Source organism: Rhodococcus olei (assembly GCF_039540555.1).
GTDB classification, from domain to species: Bacteria; Actinomycetota; Actinomycetes; order Mycobacteriales; family Mycobacteriaceae; genus Rhodococcus_G; species Rhodococcus_G olei.
In genome coordinates this window covers 59,931-78,042 of record NZ_BAABFB010000063.1, presented here as the reverse complement: position 1 = coordinate 78,042, position 18,112 = coordinate 59,931, and the positions used below count along the sequence as shown (strand labels likewise).

At 71.2% G+C, this 18,112-nt stretch carries 17 protein-coding genes; 4 read left to right on the top strand and 13 right to left on the bottom strand.

Annotated features, from left to right (window positions below; all coding sequences use genetic code 11):
* Window positions 1-10: 10 nt before the first annotated feature.
* From pyrE to ABD951_RS20405, 9 genes are all read right to left on the bottom strand, one after another.
* Window positions 11-541, bottom strand: coding sequence for an orotate phosphoribosyltransferase (gene pyrE, locus ABD951_RS20445; protein WP_345349328.1), 531 nt, complete (start codon window positions 539-541; stop codon window positions 11-13).
* Window positions 542-600: 59 nt separating this feature from the next.
* Entirely contained in the window at window positions 601-1,203 is a 603-nt protein-coding gene (locus ABD951_RS20440) for a LemA family protein (protein WP_345349325.1), read from the bottom strand.
* 108 nt (window positions 1,204-1,311) lie between these two features.
* Window positions 1,312-2,001 (bottom strand): type III secretion system chaperone family protein, encoded by a 690-nt coding sequence (locus tag ABD951_RS20435; RefSeq protein WP_345349322.1) that lies wholly within the window; start codon window positions 1,999-2,001, stop codon window positions 1,312-1,314.
* Window positions 2,002-2,061: 60 nt separating this feature from the next.
* Entirely contained in the window at window positions 2,062-3,114 is a 1,053-nt protein-coding gene (locus tag ABD951_RS20430; protein ID WP_345349319.1) for a hypothetical protein, read from the bottom strand.
* A 137-nt stretch (window positions 3,115-3,251) separates the two neighbouring features.
* Complete coding sequence (locus ABD951_RS20425; protein WP_345349316.1) at window positions 3,252-3,956, bottom strand: FadR/GntR family transcriptional regulator; 705 nt, start codon at window positions 3,954-3,956, stop codon at window positions 3,252-3,254.
* Between the two features lie 454 nt (window positions 3,957-4,410).
* A complete protein-coding gene (gene clpB / locus ABD951_RS20420; protein WP_345349313.1) occupies window positions 4,411-6,963 on the bottom strand; it encodes an ATP-dependent chaperone ClpB in 2,553 nt (850 codons plus the stop codon).
* 247 nt (window positions 6,964-7,210) lie between these two features.
* Window positions 7,211-9,049 carry a hypothetical protein gene (locus ABD951_RS20415; RefSeq protein WP_345349310.1) on the bottom strand — a complete coding sequence of 613 codons (1,839 nt, stop codon included), beginning with the start codon at window positions 9,047-9,049 and terminating at the stop codon, window positions 7,211-7,213.
* A 90-nt stretch (window positions 9,050-9,139) separates the two neighbouring features.
* Window positions 9,140-9,832: an alpha/beta fold hydrolase gene (locus ABD951_RS20410; RefSeq protein ID WP_345349307.1), complete on the bottom strand. Its 693-nt coding sequence runs from the start codon at window positions 9,830-9,832 to the stop codon at window positions 9,140-9,142.
* A gap of 26 nt (window positions 9,833-9,858) precedes the next feature.
* On the bottom strand, window positions 9,859-11,442 hold the full coding sequence (locus tag ABD951_RS20405) for an AMP-binding protein (RefSeq protein WP_345349304.1): 1,584 nt from the start codon (window positions 11,440-11,442) through the stop codon (window positions 9,859-9,861).
* Window positions 11,443-11,602: 160 nt separating this feature from the next.
* On the opposite strand from ABD951_RS20405, the gene ABD951_RS20400 reads away from it, so the two are divergent.
* Window positions 11,603-12,379, top strand: coding sequence for an FAD-binding oxidoreductase (locus ABD951_RS20400; protein WP_345349301.1), 777 nt, complete (start codon window positions 11,603-11,605; stop codon window positions 12,377-12,379).
* 4 nt (window positions 12,380-12,383) lie between these two features.
* On the opposite strand, the gene ABD951_RS20395 is transcribed toward ABD951_RS20400, so the two are convergent.
* Genes ABD951_RS20395 through ABD951_RS20385 form a run of 3 tightly spaced genes read right to left on the bottom strand, consistent with a single transcriptional unit; the run spans window position 12,384 to window position 14,989 of the window.
* A complete protein-coding gene (locus tag ABD951_RS20395; RefSeq protein ID WP_345349298.1) occupies window positions 12,384-13,304 on the bottom strand; it encodes a pseudouridine-5'-phosphate glycosidase in 921 nt (306 codons plus the stop codon).
* 55 nt (window positions 13,305-13,359) lie between these two features.
* Window positions 13,360-14,187, bottom strand: coding sequence for a mycofactocin-coupled SDR family oxidoreductase (locus tag ABD951_RS20390; protein WP_345349295.1), 828 nt, complete (start codon window positions 14,185-14,187; stop codon window positions 13,360-13,362).
* Between the two features lies 1 nt (window position 14,188).
* Complete coding sequence (locus ABD951_RS20385) at window positions 14,189-14,989, bottom strand: mycofactocin-coupled SDR family oxidoreductase (RefSeq protein ID WP_345349292.1); 801 nt, start codon at window positions 14,987-14,989, stop codon at window positions 14,189-14,191.
* Between the two features lie 146 nt (window positions 14,990-15,135).
* Here ABD951_RS20385 and ABD951_RS20380 point away from each other — a divergent pair, with 146 nt between their 5' ends.
* The 3 genes from ABD951_RS20380 (at window position 15,136) to ABD951_RS20370 (ending at window position 17,351) form a co-directional block, all read left to right on the top strand.
* Entirely contained in the window at window positions 15,136-16,299 is a 1,164-nt protein-coding gene (locus ABD951_RS20380) for a PucR family transcriptional regulator (protein WP_425569897.1), read from the top strand.
* Between the two features lie 189 nt (window positions 16,300-16,488).
* Complete coding sequence (locus ABD951_RS20375; RefSeq protein WP_345349289.1) at window positions 16,489-17,040, top strand: nuclear transport factor 2 family protein; 552 nt, start codon at window positions 16,489-16,491, stop codon at window positions 17,038-17,040.
* Window positions 17,041-17,066: 26 nt separating this feature from the next.
* Window positions 17,067-17,351 (top strand): putative quinol monooxygenase, encoded by a 285-nt coding sequence (locus ABD951_RS20370; RefSeq protein WP_345349287.1) that lies wholly within the window; start codon window positions 17,067-17,069, stop codon window positions 17,349-17,351.
* Between the two features lie 182 nt (window positions 17,352-17,533).
* On the opposite strand, the gene ABD951_RS20365 is transcribed toward ABD951_RS20370, so the two are convergent.
* Window positions 17,534-18,025 (bottom strand): nuclear transport factor 2 family protein, encoded by a 492-nt coding sequence (locus ABD951_RS20365; protein ID WP_345349284.1) that lies wholly within the window; start codon window positions 18,023-18,025, stop codon window positions 17,534-17,536.
* Window positions 18,026-18,112: the final 87 nt, after the last annotated feature.

The window sequence follows — 18,112 nt, the reverse complement described above, 5'->3', positions numbered from 1 at the left end:
CGGTGCCGCGTCAGAGTCCGATGTCGGCGAGGCCGAGGAGGGCGCGGTACTCGACACCCTCGGCGGCGATCACCTGGTCGGCGCCGGTTGCCCGATCCACGACGGTCGCGACACCGACGACGGTCGCACCGGCGTCGCGCAGCGCCCTGACCGCGGTGAGCGGCGAGTTGCCGGTGGTGGTCGTGTCCTCGACGACGAGGACACGCTTGCCGGTGACGTCGGGGCCCTCGATCTGCCGCTGCATGCCGTGGGACTTGGCCGCCTTGCGCACCACGAACGCGTCGATCGGCCGACCGGCCGCGTGCATGACGGCCAGGGCCACCGGATCGGCGCCCATCGTGAGGCCACCGACGGCGTCGAAGTCCCAGTCCGCGACCATCTCCCGGAGCAGTGTGCCGATCAGCGGACCGGCGCGGTGGTGCAGCGTCGCGCGACGCAGGTCCACGTAGTAGTCGGCCTCCTTGCCGGACGACAGGGTGACCTTTCCGTGCACCACGGCCAGCTCGCGTACGAGCCCGGCGAGCTCAGCTTTCTCGGTCATCGACCACTCCTCCTCGCGTGCGGTGTCGGCATACGAGCCTAGGGCACCGCGCGGCGGGTCTAGACCGCGGCGCCCTCGCCGGCCGGCACCGTCTCGACGCCGGGCTCGTCGGGGTCGGCGATGTCGAGGGCGACCGGAGTCGCCTCGAACAGCGGCGCCCGGTGCACACCGAGGATCCGGGCGACCGCACCGGCCGGCACCTTCCCGACCAGGACGTTGATCCGCGCGGCGTGGTCGTTGTAGACGCGTGCGGCCCCGGCGATCCGCTCCTCGGTGACCTGCAGGTCGAGCACCGGACGCTGAATGGTCCAGTCGTTCTTGTGCTTCGGCTCGTGCAGTGCCTCGATGATCACCCGGTGCAGCGCGACCGAGAGCGCGTTCTCCGACCCGGCCTGCTCACCGAGCGTCAGCCCCTGGTCCCGGACGCCGATCGCCAGCGACCGGGCACCGGCGAGCGGGGCGACGACCGCGGAGTCCATTCCGGCCGCGCGGGCGGCGGAGACGAGGCCGTCGGTCTGTGCGTAGCGGCGGGTGAGTTCGGTCTCGAGCAGGTGCCGGCTCGCGGCCAGGGTCGCCTCGGACCGGCGGAGCCGGCGGACGACCGCCGCGGCCCACCCGATGAGAACAACGGCAACAACAACCACTACCGCCACAACAGTCACGTGCGTGAAATCTACTCAGAACGGACCACTCACGCCACACGGACCCCGTGCGTCACACCCGTAGCCGCGGTCGTCCGGCCGAGGTCGGTGGATCGAGTGGAGTGCCGGTCAGTCGTCGCGCAGGTCGAGCGGATGCGGCAGCGGCCGGCCCGGGTCGTGCGCGGTGTCGGCGGGAATGCTCGCGGGTTCCGTGACCGGCGGGAGCACGTGCAGGATCCCGGACAGCCGCGACACCGCGTCGATCGCGGCGTCCCAGTCCCGCCCGGTGCTGGTGATCGGCAGCGACCCGAGAGTCCAGTCACCCTCGCTCCACAGCATCTGCACCTGCGGGGGCACCGTCTCGGTGAAGGTCACCATCCGCTGATCGCAGACGCGACGGGCGATGTCGAGATCGGTCGCGAACACCACCCGAGGACCGATCGCACCGAGCAGGTTCAGGTCGGAGTCCTTCGGCGGCGGTGTCGACTTCAGCCGCAGGTCGATGTCGACGTCCGAGCCGACGCTCCGCTGCACCGCGATGATCGTCGCGGCCTCCGGCAGATCGAACAGCACGAACGTCTCACCGCGGCGGGTGCCGTGGACGACGTCGACCGCACCGAGGTATTCCTGGCGCGCGAGTGCGGCGCGGTGCCAGTTCGACGGCAGCTGGTCGTCGGACTCGTTGTAGATGTACCCCTGGGCCTTCGCCCAGATCTGCCGAACGCGACCGTACTGCTCACGGCGACTGCGGTCGATGTACAGCAACACGATCGCGCCTGCGAGCGCGATCGCCGAGAGTCCGAACCAGATGAGCGTCATTGCACGTAACCATATCGAGCGGATCGCCCGCGCGCGGCACTCGGCTCGAAGTCGTCGCGATCAGTTGCCACCCGCGCGCCCCAGATCCGGGAGGGCGGTGCTGATGATCACGCGCGCGGCGACGGTGCCGTCGGAACCGCGGTCGCCCTGGACCAGGACGGTCTCCCCGGTCTTCAGGTCCGCGACCGACCTCGCGCCGAGCGCGATCACCCGGGTCGACGAGTCGGTGGTGACGGTGACTTGGGAACCCCCGATGCCGTCGAGGATCAGCGTGGACCCGTCGTTGCTCTTCACGCTGCCGACCGCGGCACCGGCCGCGCCGATCGCCTCTCCGACACCACCCGGGATCCGCGACAGGTCGGGCGGGGTGATCTCCGGCTGCGTGGTGCGCGGCGGGGTGGTCGGGCGTGGGGTGGTCGGGGCCGCCGCATGCGACGTGGTCGGCGCCGATGCGGTGGAGGAATCGGTGCCCCCGGACCCGAGCAGGGCCACACCGAAGCCGATGACCGCGGCCAGCAGCAGACCCGCCACGGTGAACGCGGCTATCAGCACACCCTTGCCGGGCCCCTTCTTCTCCTCGTCCACCGGCGTCGGTCCGGATCCCTCGTACGGCTGATACGCCTGCGTCGGGTTCGGAGCCTGCTGCGAGTCGTAGGTCGGGTACGCCTGCGTCGGGTACGCCGCCTGCTGCGCCTGGTACGACTCGTACGTGGGGTAGGCCTGGGTCGGGTTCGCCGCAGGCGGCGGGTAACCCTGCGTGGGGTAGGCCCGCGTCGGTTGCTCGCCGTTCTGGGGCGGGTAGGCCTGGGTCGGGTAGGCCTGCGTCGGTTGCTCGCCGTTCTGGGGCGGGTAGGCCTGGGTCGGGTACGCCTCCGTCGGGTAGGCCTGGGTGGGGTGGGCCTGCGTCGGATGCTCGGCCGGGGGCACGCCGCCGTACGCCTGGTACGGATCGGAGGTGTACCGCGCCCCGTCGAACTGTTCGGTCGGCTGGTCGGGCATCGGCCGCGACCCCCGATTCGACCACTCGGCGGTCGGATCGGGGCCGACCGGCAGCGCCTCGGTGCCGTCGGGCGTGCGCTCGTCCGGCCTGCGCGGATCGTCCGGGTTGCTCATCTGTCGGCCCTGCTCTCTCCAACGGACAGTCCGCCCCGTCTCGGGTGCGGTTCGGGTGTCCAGGGTAGTGGCGCCGGCTGAGACCCACCTGAGTCGGACGACGACCGCTGGTTCTCGCCTTCCCAGGGGCGCGAAAACTACAGCATCGCGTCCCAGGTGATCGGTTTCGCCAGCGCGTCCGGGAACTTCTTCCGCAGGTATGTGGCGAGTTCGAGGACGTGCGCGCGCATCGCCTCTTCGGCGGCGTCCGGGTCGCCGGCGACGATGGCGTCGAGCACGGCGGTGTGCGCCTCGTGCACCCTCGCCCGGCGCTGCGCCGGGTACTCCACGCCCAGTGTCACCCCGGCGAAGATGCCGTCGACCGCGTCGATCAGGAGGCCGAACAGGGCGTTGCCCGACGCCCACGCGACGACGTCGTGGAACGCCTTGTTGGTTTCGAGGAACACCTCGAGGTCCCTGAGGTTCTCCCCCATCTTCGCCACCGATTCGGCGAGCAGGACGCGCTGCTCGTCGGTGATCCGCTCGGCCGCCAGCCGGGCCATCGGCGGCTCGAGACCGACTCGCGCCTCGACGATCGTGGAGAACGGCGCCCCCTCGAACTGGAGAACCAGGCCGAGACTGTTCATCAGGTGCGAGGCGTCCGGCTTCTCCACCGTGGGCCCGCCGCCGGGTCCGGGCTTCAGCGAGATCGCACCGGACAGTTCGAGATAGCGGAGCGCTTCCCGCAGGGTGCCGCGGCCGACCTGGTACTCGTCGAGCATCAACTTCTCCGCGGGCAGCCTGTCCCCGGGCTGCAGGCCGCGGCGGTCGATCTCCGCGATGATGCGCCGGGCGATGATCATCGCCGTCTTCTGTGGACGACCTGACCTGCTCACCACTGTGTATGCCCCCTGATGTGCGCTCTGTCCCCTACCTACGCGGCGGTAAGAACTGTACAGTCGTTCAGACGCACACCGAGGCCGATCAGTCGGCGTGTGGCGTCCGCCTCACCTCGACACGCACACGAAGTCCACTTTGTCGCGTCCCGACATACGTGAGATGTGTCTCATTCGCGGTCGCCGTGAGCCGTTGCATTGTGCCGAATGATGCCGATAGTTTCGACCAGGCGCCCGAGGCGCACCGAGCACCCGGCCCCTAGGCCTCGCCCCTCACGAGCCATAGCCGGGTCGCTCGACAGAACACGGGCGCACGGTCTGCGATCCCCCCTCCCGGACCGTGCGCCTGTGCTGTTTTCCCCTGCCGGACAAGAGCTCCCGGGCCGTGCGCGATCGCGAGCGGTCGCGCACGGCGTCGACGTCAGCCCAGCACGAGGTGGTCCCCGTCTCCGGAGACGGTCACCGGGACGGTGTCCCCGTCGTGCACCTCGCCGGCGAGCAGCTTCTTCGCGAGCTGGTCGCCGATCGCCTGCTGAATCAGCCGGCGCAGCGGGCGCGCGCCGTACAGCGGGTCGTACCCACGCACCGCCAGCCAGAAGCGGGCCGAGTCGGAGACCTCGAGCGTCAGCCTGCGCGCGGCGAGCCGCGTCGACAGCTGGTCGAGCTGGATGTCGACGATCGACTCCAACTGCTCCTCCGACAGCGGGTCGAAGATCACGACGTCGTCGAGCCGGTTGATGAACTCCGGCTTGAACTTCGCCCGCACGGCCGCCATCACCTGGTCCCGGTCACCACCCGCACCGAGGTTCGAGGTGAGGATCAGGATGGTGTTGCGGAAGTCCACGGTCCGGCCCTGGCCGTCGGTGAGACGACCGTCGTCGAGCACCTGCAGCAGGATGTCGAACACGTCCGGATGCGCCTTCTCGACCTCGTCGAACAGCACCACGGTGTACGGACGGCGCCGCACCGCCTCGGTGAGCTGGCCGCCGGACTCGTACCCGACGTAGCCGGGAGGTGCACCGACGAGCCGGGCGACCGAGTGCTTCTCGCTGTACTCGCTCATGTCGATGCGCACCATCGCACGCTCGTCGTCGAACAGGAAGTCCGCCAACGCCTTCGCGAGCTCGGTCTTGCCGACACCGGTCGGGCCGAGAAACAGGAACGAGCCGGTCGGCCGGTTCGGGTCGGCGACCCCGGCCCGCGCCCGGCGCACCGCGTCCGACACCGCCTGGACCGCCTCGGTCTGACCGACCACCCGCTTGCCGAGTTCGCTCTCCATCCGCAGCAGCTTCGCGGTCTCGCCCTCCATCATCCGGCCCGCGGGGATGCCGGTCCACGCCGCGACCACGTCCGCGACGTCGTCGGGTCCGACCTCCTCCTTGAGCATCACGTCGCCGTCGGAAGCGGCGGTCGACGCGGCGGCGGCAGCCTCGAGCTCCTTCTCCAGCTGCGGGATCCGGCCGTAGCGCAGCTCGGCGGCCTTGCCGAGGTCGCCGTCGCGCTCGGCGCGCTCCTCCTCGCCGCGCAGCACCTCGAGCTGTTCCTTGATCTCGCGGACCGAGTCGATGGCCTGCTTCTCGTTCTGCCAGCGCGCGTTGAGCTGGCTGAGCTTCTCCCGGTCGTCGGCCAGTTCCTCGCGCAGCTTGGCGAGACGTTCCTGGGAGGCGGCGTCGGTCTCCTTGGTCAGCGCCATCTCCTCGATCTCGAGCTGGCGGACCTTCCGCTCGACCTCGTCGATCTCGACGGGACGGGAGTCGATCTCCATGCGCAGCCGCGACGCGGCCTCGTCGACCAGGTCGATCGCCTTGTCCGGCAGGAACCGGGAGGTGATGTAGCGGTCGGACAGCGTCGCCGCCGCGACGAGAGCCGAGTCGGTGATGCGCACGCCGTGGTGCACCTCGTACCGCTCCTTGAGCCCGCGCAGGATTCCGACGGTGTCCTCGACGGACGGCTCGCCGACGAGCACCTGCTGGAAGCGTCGCTCGAGGGCGGCGTCCTTCTCGATGTGCCGGCGGTACTCGTCGAGGGTGGTGGCACCGACGAGACGCAGCTCGCCGCGGGCGAGCATCGGCTTGATCATGTTGCCGGCGTCCATCGCGGACTCACCGGTCGCGCCTGCGCCGACGATGGTGTGCAGCTCGTCGATGAACGTGATCACCTGTCCGGCGCTGTTCTTGATGTCGTCGAGCACGGCCTTGAGGCGTTCCTCGAACTCGCCGCGGTACTTCGCGCCCGCCACCATCGAACCGAGGTCGAGCGAGACGACGGTCTTGCCGCGCAACGACTCCGGGACGTCGCCGGCGACGATCCGCTGCGCGAGGCCCTCGACGATCGCGGTCTTGCCGACACCGGGCTCGCCGATCAGGACCGGGTTGTTCTTGGTGCGCCGGCTCAGCACCTGCACGACGCGGCGGATCTCGGTGTCGCGCCCGATCACCGGGTCGAGCTTGCCCGCCCGCGCCGCGGCCGTCAGGTCGGTGCTGTACTTCTCGAGCGCCTGGTAGGTGCCCTCCGGGTCCGGGCTGGTGACCCGCGCGCTGCCGCGGACCGCGGTGAACGCCTCCCGCAACGCCTGCGGCGTCGCACCGTGTCCGACAAGCAGTTTCGCGATGTCGGAGTCGCCCGACGCGAGCCCGACCAGGACGTGCTCGGTGGAGACGTACTCGTCGTCGAGTTCGGTCGCCAGGTGCTGGGCGGCGGTCAGCGCGGCGATCGCCTCGCGACCGAGCTGCGGCTGCGTGGTCGCGCCGGTCGCCTTCGGCTGCCGGTCGACCAGGGTCTGCGCCTCGCGGTGCACGACCGTCGGGTCGACGCCGACGGCCTTGAGCAGCGGCGCGGCAATGCCGTCGGTCTGGTCGAGCAGGGCCGTCAGCAGGTGCGCCGGACGGATGTCCGGGTTGCCGGCGGCGGACGCGGACTGCAGGGCGGCCGTCAGCGCCGCCTGAGTCTTGGTGGTCGGAGAGAACGAGTCCACTGAGTCACCCCTTCGGAAGACGTAGGTCGCCGCGTCTGTCACGGCGACAGATCTCATCGCCGTCGAGCCTAGGTCTGGCCGTTCGGCGTTGTCATACGGACCAACGCACGAAATGTTGAGTCTGTTCCGCTCAACTCTGACAAATTTCGACGACGTCCGGCTCCGGGTCGGCCGGCCAGGCGTTTCGCCCGGCCGACGCCGCGACCGGGCCCGCATCCGGTGCGGTGCCCGGGCGCCCGCAACCCGGTCAGGGCACCGTCACGGTGCCCTGCACCACGACCCCGACCGGACCGGCCCCGACGCAGAGTTCCAGCCCCGGGGTCAGCGGCCGCACCGACAGCTCCGTGCCGGTGCCGTACATCCGCACGTACGCGCGGTTCAGCCCGCGGCGCACCGGCACCGTCACCGGTTCACCCGCGCCGAGGCCGACGGCGACGGTTCCGTCCACGGACGCGAAGTAGTTCAGCTGCGCGGTCCACTCCCAGATCATCACCGGCCCGTCGAGCGGCACCGGCGCGCCGGCCTGCCCGATCCGGGTGCCGCACCCCGGCTCCGTCCCCGGCCCGATCCAGCGCACCGCCCCGATGGTCGCCTCCACCAGCCGTCCGGACTCGTCGAGGGCTCGCAGCTCGGGTGTCGAGGAGGCGAATTCGGGGCGGTCGGCCAGCGGGGCGAAGACGTGCGCGGCCGAGTTCCACGGCGCGGCCACCGGCAGCAACGTCATCAACGACACCGGCTGGTCGAGCAGCGGGACGTCGCGATGCGCCGCGAGCGAGGCGCGGGCGGTCGCCAGATAGTCGGCTCCGGGGTTGTCGTGCCAGCTGCGGGCGAAGGTGACGGTCGACCACAGGCTCGAGGCCACCAGGCCCAGGACGATCGCGGTCGCCACGACCGGCCTCGTCAGGTGCCGGGCGACGGCGCCCACCCGACCGGCGTCGGCCCGCCGCGGCGCCCGGACGATCAGCGCGAACCCGAACGCCAACACGACCGCGCCGTCGCTGGTGTAGCGCAGGGTCTGCGCGATCTCGTAGGTGGTGCCGGGCCCGGACCGTGCGAGCATCATCGCGGCCTCGGACGCCGCGACGTACGCGGCCGCCGCCGCCCACACCCACCCGGTCCGCTGCGTGCAACGGAGGGTGACGACCAGCGTGCCGAGCAGCACGATCCAGCCCGCCACGACCAGGCCCGTGGGCGGGTTCGCCCACGGCGGCCCGGGAGGCCACCGCTCCCACCGCCACGGGCCGCCGAGCATCGCGGGAACCACACCCAGCGACGTTCCGTGGTGCGCGAACTGCGCGGCCTCGGCGGGCGCCGGGACACGCATGCCGGTCGTGGCGACCGCGAGGTAGCAGGCCGCCCACACCGCGACGACGGCCGCCGCGGCGAGCCACAGCCGGCGCCCCTCCCGCCACGCCGTGCGCAGCGGCGCGGCGACACCGTCGACACGCAGCGTGAGCGCGAGCAACGCATATGCGGCGAACGGCACGAGCACCGACTTCTCGAAGAAGGCCAGGGCGACCACGGTGACGACCGTGCCGGTCACCGCATAGCGGCGCCGACCGGTGCGGGCGAGCAGCAGGGCGTCGCCGGCGACCCACGCGAGGGCGGCCTGCAGCGGCAGCGAGTTCAGCCCGGCCGCCCACCACGCGAAAGCGGGCAGGGTCAACGGCGCGAACAGGTACAGCGCCAGCACCGCGAGCAGCGCCGGGCGCGGACCGAGCAGCAGCCACAGCACGCGCAACACCGCCAGCGCCGCCAGCAGTTGCAGCCCGATCAGGGTGGCCGCGGCCGCCCACCACTGCAGTGGGGCGAGCGCCGTCGTCACCCCGGCGGTCAGGAACGCGGCCGGCATGAAGTGGCCGTCGTGGTTGTGGAACAGGAACTCGGGCGACAGCAGCGGCAGCGCGGTCGCGCGGCCGGTCAGGATCAGGTCGTCCCAGTACAGGTTCCCGTCGACGGCGAGCACGCCGCGGGTGATCGTCTGCGCCAGGACCAGCAGCAGCGCGACCGCGAGGACCCGCCGTGCCGTCGGCGTCGACGCTGGTGGGACGCACGGGTCGCGGGGCGCGACGACGTCGGTCCCCACCGCCAGCACCGTGCTGCCACCGCCTCTCCCCCGGCCGCGAGTCCACGCCGCCGGACCGGTGAGAAGCCTAGTCCCGGCGAACCGCTGCGGTCAGGTCGTCCGGGCGGCGTACGTCTCGAGTCGTTCGACGAGTTCGGCGGGCCGGGCCAGCGCGGGCAGGTGCCCGCAGTCGATCTCGTCGGGTTCGATTCCGAGCCGCTCGCGGACGAGCCGTCGCTGGAACTCGGCCGGAAGGAACCGGTCCCGCAGGCACAGCAGGAAGCGGGTCGGGACGTCGGGCCAGGCCGGCAGCGGCAGCGGCCGCTCGAACGGCGTGTTCGACTGCGACCGGGCACCCCCGGCCAGGGCGACGGCCAGGGCGTCCGCGGGGAGGTCGTGCAGAAACGTTGTCACCGGGTCGAATTCGGCATCCGGGTCGCGTCCCTCACGCAGGTCGAGGTCGCGGCGGGCCTGCCGGTGCCCGGTGCCCGCCCACCAGTCCCCGGGTGACTCCCCCTCGGCAGGGACCATGGCCGCGACGAGCACGACCAGGTCGACGGGGATCCGCGTACACACCAGCGGGACGAGCAGACCCGCCATCGACTGCGCCACCAGCACGACGTCGCGCCGGCCTGCGGCGGCGTCGACGACCCGGTCGGCGTACTGCACCAGACCCGCGGTGTCGTCGTCGACGGGCAGGTCCGGTGCCACCACGTCGTGCCCGCGGTCGCGCAGCATCGGCGCCACGAACTGCCAGTACGAGGAATCCGAGCCCGCACCGTGCACCAGCACGTACGTCGCCATGCCGCGCAACGCTACGCCGCCGTGCCCTACACCGCGCGGGCTGCGCCCTCCCAGTAGCGGGCGCGCAGGGCCTTCTTGTCGAGCTTGCCGATCGGGGTCAGCGGCAGCGAGTCGACGAAGTCGACGGACTTCGGCGCGTGCACGGCGCCCTTCGCCTCCTTGACGATCGCGGCGAGTTCCTCGGCGGCGACGTCCTGCCCGTCGCGGAGGACGACGCACGCCTTGACCGCCTCGCCCCACTTCTCGTCCGGCACACCGACGACCGCGACCGACGCGACCGCGGGGTGCGCGGAGATGACGTCCTCGATCTCACGCGGGAAGACGTTGAAGCCGCCGGTGACGATCATGTCCTTCTTGCGGTCGACGATGTACAGGAAGCCGTCGGAGTCGGCGCGGGCGATGTCGCCGGTGTGCAGCCAGCCGCCGCGCAACGCCTCCTCGGTCTCGGCCGGCTTGCGCCAGTACTCCTTCATCACCAGCGGACCGCGGACGCAGATCTCGCCGAGCTCGCCCTGCGGAACCTCGTTGAGGTCGTCGTCGAGCAGCTTGACGTTCAGCCACGGCACCGGCCGCCCGCACGACGCGAGCCGGTCGAGGTCGCCGCTGGTCGACGGTTCGACGAGGTGTTCCTCCTTGCGGAGGACGGAGATCGTCATGCCGCACTCGGACTGACCGAAGTACTGGAAGAAGATCGGGCCTAGCTTCTCGATGCCCTCCCGCAGCCGCGCCGGCGACATCGCCGAGGCGCCGTAGTACAGGGTCTGCAGGCTGGAGACGTCACGGGTCACCAGGTCCGGGTGGTCGAGCAGCATGTAGATCATCGTCGGCACCAGCATCGTCGCGGTGATCCGGTGCTTCTCGATCGCCTCGAGCACGGCGGCGGGTTCGAACGCGGGCAGCACCACCAGCGACCCGCCGCGCATCAGCGTCGGGACGAAGAACGCCATGCCCGCGTGCGAGAGCGGGGTGCAGGCCAGGAAACGCATCTCGTCCGGCCACTGCCACTCGGCCATCTGGATCTGCGGCAGGGTGACGCCGGAGGCGAAGGTGTTCACGACACCCTTCGGCTTGCCGGTGGTGCCGCCGGTGTAGACCATGCTCGACGGATCGTCCCCGTCGACGTCGGCGGCGACGAGCCGCGCGGGGGCGAACTCCTCGGCCAGGGCGAGGATGTCGACGCCGATCTCGGACGGGCCGAGGGAGAAGAAGTTCTTCAGGCTCGGGACCGCGGCCTTGAGCTCGGCGGCCCGCTGCTCGAACGCGGTCGGGTCGAAGATCAGGGTCTCGATCTCGGCGTCACCGAGGATGTAGGCGTGGTCGTCGACCGATCCCATCGGCGCGAGCGCGGTGTTGCGACATCCGAGGATCATCTGCGAACCGACGCTGATCAGGACCTCGGGCCGGTTCTTCGACAGCATCGCCACGGTCGAGCCCTTGCCGATCCCCTGCGCGGCGAGCGCCTGCGAGAAGCGGCTGATCTGGTCCCGCATCTGACCACCGGTCAGGACGACGTCACCCAGGTACAGCGCGGGACGGTCGGCGTTGCGATCGAGCGCGGTGATCAGCAGGTCCGCCAGGAACTGCGGCCGATGCAGGGCGTCGGTGGTCATCTGTTCTCCGCTCTCGGTTCTCGGTGCCTCGGGTGGTGTGTCTCACCCTAGTTCGAAAACTGACACATGTTCTAGATTTACGCAAGAGGCACTCGTTCGTTCGTGCGGCTTCGCCCTCCGCGCGCGCACCACCGCGGCGCCGCCGCATAGGCTCTCGCGCATGGGCACCGAACACGCGCATCAGCAGCACCACGAGCCACAGCTGGACCTGTGGCCGGCGACCGTGGTGCAGCACCACCGGCTGCGCGAGGACCTCGCCGTCGTCCGTCTCGAGGGCGAGTTCGTCCCGTTCACGGCCGGCCAGTCCGTCGGCGTGATCGTGCCGCAGAACCCGAACCTCGGCCGGCGCTACTCCCCGGCGCTGCCACCGTCGCTGGACGGCAAGCTGGAGTTCCACGTCCGCGCGGTGCCCGCCGGATGGCTCAGCGGCGCCATCGTCACCGACACCGCCGTCGGCGACACCTGGCAGATCGGCGCGCCCAGCGGACGCCTGTCCGTCGACGCCGACGCCCGCGAGGTCATCATGGTCGCGGGCGGCACCGGTCTGGCACCGCTGCGCGCCCTGATCCTGGACCTGATGCGACGGCCGCAGCCGCCTCGGGTGTTCCTGTTCATCGGCGGCCGGTACCCGCGCGACCTGTACGCCTCGGACATGCTGTGGCTGCTCGACGAGCAGCTCGAGTGGCTGACCGTGATCCCGGTGGTCGAGGAGGTCGTGGACCCGGGCTGGAGGGACGAGTGGTACGAGCGGGTCCGCGGCGCCGACGGATACGGCGAGGACCACTACATCCAGGGCACCCTCGCCGAGGTGGTGAGTTCCTACGGCGCGTACGTCGACCACCAGGTTCTGGTCGTCGGCTCGCCGGCGATGGTGCGGGCCACGGTCCGCGCCCTCGTCGACACCGGCACGCCCGCGGGCGCGATCCAGGTCGGGTAGGTCGTCAACGCTCGCCGGCGAGGGCCGTTGCGACGGCCCCGGCGAGCTCGACGTTGCCCCGGTACACCGCCACGTTGACGTCCAGACTGCGACCGCCGGTGGCCCGATGGAAGTGGTCGAGCAGGAACGGGGTGAGGTCCTTGCCGACCACGCCGTCCGCCGCGGCGCGCTCCTCGGCCTCCGCGAGCACCCGCGCGTGGACCGCCGGGTCCAGCTGGGCCGCCTCCGCCACCGGATTGGCAAGCAGCACCGCGGATCTCAGACCGAGCGCGTCGCGGGCGCGGGCAATGTCCGCGACCTCCCGCGGTGACCGGGCGGAATGCTCGACGCGACAGCCGCTGTCGCGGACGTAGAAACCGGGGAAGGACGTCGTCCGGTATCCGACGACCGGGATGCACAGGGTCTCGAGCCGCTCCAGGGTGGCGGCGACGTCGAGAATCGACTTGACACCCGCGCTGACCACGACGAGCGGCGTCGTCGACAACGCCAGCAGGTCGGCGGACTCGTCGAACGTGCTCCGTGCGCCGCGGTGCACGCCGCCCACCCCACCGGTCGCGAAGACCCCGACGCCGGCACGGTGCGCCAGATGCGCGGTGGCCGCGACCGTGGTTCCACCCGAGATCCCGTGCGCCACCGCGACCGGAAGGTCGCGCACGCTGAGCTTCGCGGGCCGCTCGCCCGTCCCGAGCGCGTCGATCTCGTCGGTGCTCAACCCGACGACCGGGACCCCGCGCACCACGCCGACCGTGGCCGGCACGACGCCCGCCGCCCGGAGCCGTGCCTCGGCATCGAGCGCGACCTCGACATTGCGGGGCCGGGGCAGCCCGTGCGTGAAGATCGTGGACTCCAGGGCCACCACCGGCCGCCCGGCGGCAACGGCGGCCCGCACCCGGTCCGGGATCCGGATCCCGCTCGCATCGGCCATCCCGCCCCCTTCCGTCGCGCTCAGGGTAGCCCGTCGGACGGGCGCCGACGGTGCGTCAGCGCCGGGTGGATCCGGCGTCGACGGGGAGGGAAACGGAGGTGATGTAGCGGGCCTCGTCGGAGGCGAGGAACAACGAGGCGTTCGCGATGTCGACGGGCTCGACCCACGGCACCGGCAGCATGTTCATGGTGACCGCGGCCTCGGCGAATTCCTCGCGGGTCGGCGCGTGGTCCAGGTCGGGCCGGAACTTCGACCGCACCGCGTCGTTCTGGATCATGTCGGTGTCCACGTTGGTCGGGTGCACCGTGTTCACCCGCACCCCGTGCGGTGCGAGTTCCTTCGCGAGCGACCGCATCAGCCCGACGACACCGTGCTTGGCGGCCGTGTAGTGCGCGACCCCGACGAGCCCGCGCAGCCCGGCGATGGAGCTGGTCAGGATCATCGACCCGCCGCCCCGTTCGATCAGGTGCGGCGCCGACACCGCGCACGTCTGCCACACCCCGGTCAGGTTGACGTCGAGCATCGTCTGCCAGGCGTCGGGGGTCAGTTCGAGCGCCGGCGCGGACGAGGTGATCCCGGCGGTGGCGCAGACGACGTCGAGTCCGCCGAACGCGGCGACCCCGGCGTCGACGGCGGCGGCGAGTGCCGCGCGGTCTCGGACGTCCGCAACGAACGTCTCGATGCCCCTTCCGGTTTCACGGACGAGTCGCGCGGTCTCGGCGAGGTCGTCCGGACCCGCGGGTGGCGTGACGGTCGTGTCCACCCGCTCGCACACGTCGACGGCGATGACGTCGGCGCCCTCCTGCGCGAACCGGACCGCCTGCGCGCGACCGATTCCCCGCGCCGCGCCGGTCACCAGCGCCACCTTGCCCTCGAGCCTCATGTCACACCTTCTGGGTCAGGCCGGCGTCGACCACCAGCTCGGTTCCGGTCACGTACCGGGCCTCGTCGGACGCGAGGAACAGCAGCGCGTTCGCGACGTCGACGGAGTCGACCCACGGCACCGGCAGCAGATGGTTCCGGCTCAGCACCTCCGCGACGTCCTGCTCGGTCGGGTTCTCGAGGTCGGGCCGCAGCCGGGCGAACGTCGCGGGATTCAGCGTCATCGCGGTTCCGACGGCACCGGGCAGCAGGGCGTTGACGCGAATCGACTTCGGACCCAGCTCGTTTGCCAGAGTCCGCATCAGGCCGATCACCGCGTGCTTGCTGGCGGTGTAGTGCGCGGCGCCCGCGACCGCCTTCACGCCGGCGGTCGAGCTGACGATGACCACCGATCCCCCGGTCGCCCGCATCGCCGGGACGGCCGCGGTCACGGTGTGCCAGGCACCGGTCAGGTTGACGTCGAGGGCGAGGTTCCAGACGGATTCGTCCATCGTCCACGCGGGTCCGGGATTGTTGCTGATGCCTGCGTTCGCGACCACCACGTCGAGCGGTCCGAGGTCCGCGACACCCGCGGCGACCGCCTCGCGCATCGCCGTCAGGTCCCGCACGTCGGCATACGCCTCGACCGCACCGCGCCCGAGCGCACGGACCTGCCCGGCGGTCTCGGCGAGATCGTCGGCGGCCGTCGGCAGGTCGAGCGCGACGATGTCGGCGCCTTCCTGCGCCAGGCGCAACGCGTGCGCGCGACCCATGCCGTTGCCCGCTCCGGTGATCAGCGCGACCTTGCCCGCCATCCGCGACATCGGGCTCTCCTCTCCGTCGCCACCGACGCTAGGGCGGGGTGCACACCGGTGGACACGGCGGCTCCCGCGCAGTGGGAGATCCGCGTGCGCGGCCGCCGATCTCCGGCACCCTGGTTCTCGACCCCGGACGGAAAGGGCAAGCGGACGTGACGGATCCGGAACCCGGTCGACTGCGCCTGTCGCATCTGCCCGACGACACGGCGGCGGCGCTGGCGCTGGTCGAGCACTTCGACCGACTGTCCGAGACGGGTGCGAGCCCGGACACCCTCGTGCGGTCCGCGGCACTGGTCGCCGAGTGCCCGGTGTGGGCGTCCTGGTCCGGACGCCGACTGCGCTACGACGCGGCGGGCGACCCACTGCCCTCCCCCGACGGCGAACCGACCGCCCGCATCACCGACGGCGTACCGACCGTCCGTGTCGAGCGCGCCGGGCAGGCACACCCGCTGGACGGGGTTCTCGCGCAGCGACTTCGCCACACCCTCACCCTCACCGCCGGGTCCGTCGGCCCGTCGCCACGGTTCGGCGACCCCGCGTTGCTCGAGGTGAGCCTGTCGTCGCGACACGGGATCGAGGACCGCACGAGGGCGTTGCGCCTGCTCGGCTTCGACTCGGCGCGACCGCTGCGGGTCCTCGCGGTGGCCGGGCCGCTCGGCCTGCCACCGGCCCCGCGGGCACTTGACGTCGTGCGGGGTGCGCTGCCTGCCGGTGTCGTGCACACGGTCCGGCTCGGCACGGTCACCGCGGTGGTGCTGCAGACCGCCGATACCGCACTCGACGCGGTCGCGCTGCACCGGACCCTCGAAACCACCTATCCGGCAACCGCTCTCGTGCCGAATGCGGAAGGCCCGTGGGTGGGAATCGGAAGCCGTGTGGCGGCGTCGGACGCACCCGAATCCTGGCGCCAGGCCCGCCGCGCGCTGCGGTTCGCGTCCTCGACGGCCTACGGACGACGGTGCATCGCCTACGACCGGATCGGGTCGCTCGGGTTGCTCGCGGACCTGCCCGCGGAGCGGCTGCGCGCCGACCCCGACGTCCGCGCCCTCGACGCGCTGGCCGGCACGGCGTCGGGTCGGGTCGACATCGTGACGTTCGAAGCGTTCTGTATGTACGGCTCGCTGCGCCGGACCGCGAACGAACTGCACGTCCACCACACCACCGTCGCGGCCCGGCTGGCGCGGGTGGAGCGGGCAATGGGGTGGCACCTCGACGATCCCCTGGACCGGTTCAAGGCGATGCTCGCGCTGATGGTCCGCCGGATCGCGCTCACGGCAGCGGAACTGGACAACGGCCGGTGCGCGCCCGATCCGTGACCCACCGCGGTGCAGGCCTCCCCGCACCGCAGCCGAGGGCTGCCGGTCGCCGGGCCGGCGCCGGGCCACCCGACACGCGTCGGAGCGCCCACCCCGATCCGCCTACGGGTGTCGGCTGACTCGAACGGCGCGCACCGGAAGCATTCGACGTGACAGTGAAGCGTCACCGATCCGGGAAGGGACATCGACATGGCGATCATCGATCCGAGCCGCACCTGGGAGGTGCTGCAGCGCAGGCTGGACGAGACCACGAATCCGCGACACCGCGTCGTGCTCTCGGCGGTCCTCGAGCACATGCAGGCCGAGGAACGTCCCGATCTCGACGCGCTGATGGCCACCCTGAGTCCGCAGCCGGCGTACCACTTCTGGAACTCCGGACAGGACGTGGGCCCGAAGGGAACCAACGGTGTCCGCGACTACTACAGCTGGTTCATCGGCACGCAGACCAACGTCCTGGAGTTCGAGCTGGACCGCCTGGTCGTCGACGACCACTGCGTGGTGACCGAGGGTTTCCTCAAACAGGTCTACCCGGGCGCGTACGCGGCGTCGACGGGACTCGACGTCGACGACGAGTCGGCCGACTACCTGGTCGTGAACCGGCAGCTGATCCTGTGGCCGGTCGACGAGAACGGCCTGATCCAGGGCGAGGACTCGTACCAGTCCGGCCCGGTGAGCGTCACGAAGATCGCCGCCGCGGATCTGCCCCGCAAGTACGTCGACATGATGAACACGCCGGCCTGAACTTCCACCACGACAGGAGAAGTCACGTGCACACCGCATTCATCCGGGTGAAGGTCGCGCCGGAGGCGGCCGACCGCGCCGCACGCGCCATGCTGGACCTGGTCGAGCCGACCCGCGCCGAACCCGGCTGCGTCACCTACGAGTTCTATCGGGACCACGACGACCCGTCGCTGTTCCTGTGCTTCGAGCACTGGGAGTCGCGTCAGGCGCTCGACGACCACGGCTCGACGCCGCACGTCACCGCGTTCCTCGCCGAGTTCGGACCGGTGATCGAACTCTGGGAGTCGAACCACACCTCCGCACTCGTCTGACGAGCACGCCGCCGAGCCCTCCCGCCCGTGTGGCGGGAGGGCTCGGCGACACGCCCCCGCTCGGCGCGACGCACCCGATGTCGTGGCGGCATTTTTTTGTCATTTCATTGCGTAACGACCAGCAGAGCCCGGTTCGGTCCGCGGCCGGGGTGTGCGTTCGTCGCGACTCCCCGGCCGGGCGGTCAGTACGAATGGAAGAAGCCTCGGTCGCGTCGCACGGCCTGTTCGCGCCGACGGCTGATCCGCCAGCCCTCGGGCGTGCGCCGGTACTCGACGGTGTAGTGCCCGGCGACGTGGGCGTGCCGGGTCTCGGTGTCGCTCTGGAATCCGGAGCGGAACTCGAAATGCACTCGCGCCGAGGCGGTGTCACCGTCGACGGCGATCGCGGGGGTGTTGAGCAGATGGATTCCGGTGGTGTGCGCGGTGAACTCGGCGCAGAAGCGGCGCAGCTCGTCGCGGCCCCGGATCGTGAGAGCGGGGGCGTCACCGACGGCCACGACCTCGAACACGCCGTCCTCGCAGAACAGCTCGGCCCACGCCCGCGCGTCCCCGGAGTCCCAGGACGGCGAGTAGGCACCTTCGAGACGCAGGATCGCGAGAGTGTCCTCGACCGCGGTCAACCGCTCCTCGACGGAGCCGGTCGCCGGTGCCGGTGGCTCCACATACGACGGCATCAGGTCCCTTTCCTCGCGCCTCGATGACTGGAACAGGGGTTCCTGGCTCGGTTCGGACCCGAAATCGAGCCAGGAAGCCCCGTTCGA

What these genes read in the sequence shown, in the direction of transcription:
- pyrE (WP_345349328.1), bottom strand. Translation starts at nt 541, where the DNA reads ATGACCGAGAAAGCTGAGCTCGCCGGGCTCGTACGCGAGCTGGCCGTG.
- ABD951_RS20435 (WP_345349322.1), bottom strand. Translation starts at nt 2,001, where the DNA reads ATGACGCTCATCTGGTTCGGACTCTCGGCGATCGCGCTCGCAGGCGCG.
- ABD951_RS20430 (WP_345349319.1), bottom strand. Translation starts at nt 3,114, where the DNA reads ATGAGCAACCCGGACGATCCGCGCAGGCCGGACGAGCGCACGCCCGAC.
- ABD951_RS20425 (WP_345349316.1), bottom strand. Translation starts at nt 3,956, where the DNA reads ATGATCATCGCCCGGCGCATCATCGCGGAGATCGACCGCCGCGGCCTG.
- ABD951_RS20410 (WP_345349307.1), bottom strand. Translation starts at nt 9,832, where the DNA reads ATGGCGACGTACGTGCTGGTGCACGGTGCGGGCTCGGATTCCTCGTAC.
- ABD951_RS20405 (WP_345349304.1), bottom strand. Translation starts at nt 11,442, where the DNA reads ATGACCACCGACGCCCTGCATCGGCCGCAGTTCCTGGCGGACCTGCTG.
- ABD951_RS20400 (WP_345349301.1), top strand. Translation starts at nt 11,603, where the DNA reads ATGGGCACCGAACACGCGCATCAGCAGCACCACGAGCCACAGCTGGAC.
- ABD951_RS20395 (WP_345349298.1), bottom strand. Translation starts at nt 13,304, where the DNA reads ATGGCCGATGCGAGCGGGATCCGGATCCCGGACCGGGTGCGGGCCGCC.
- ABD951_RS20390 (WP_345349295.1), bottom strand. Translation starts at nt 14,187, where the DNA reads ATGAGGCTCGAGGGCAAGGTGGCGCTGGTGACCGGCGCGGCGCGGGGA.
- ABD951_RS20385 (WP_345349292.1), bottom strand. Translation starts at nt 14,989, where the DNA reads ATGTCGCGGATGGCGGGCAAGGTCGCGCTGATCACCGGAGCGGGCAAC.
- ABD951_RS20375 (WP_345349289.1), top strand. Translation starts at nt 16,489, where the DNA reads ATGGCGATCATCGATCCGAGCCGCACCTGGGAGGTGCTGCAGCGCAGG.
- ABD951_RS20365 (WP_345349284.1), bottom strand. Translation starts at nt 18,025, where the DNA reads ATGCCGTCGTATGTGGAGCCACCGGCACCGGCGACCGGCTCCGTCGAG.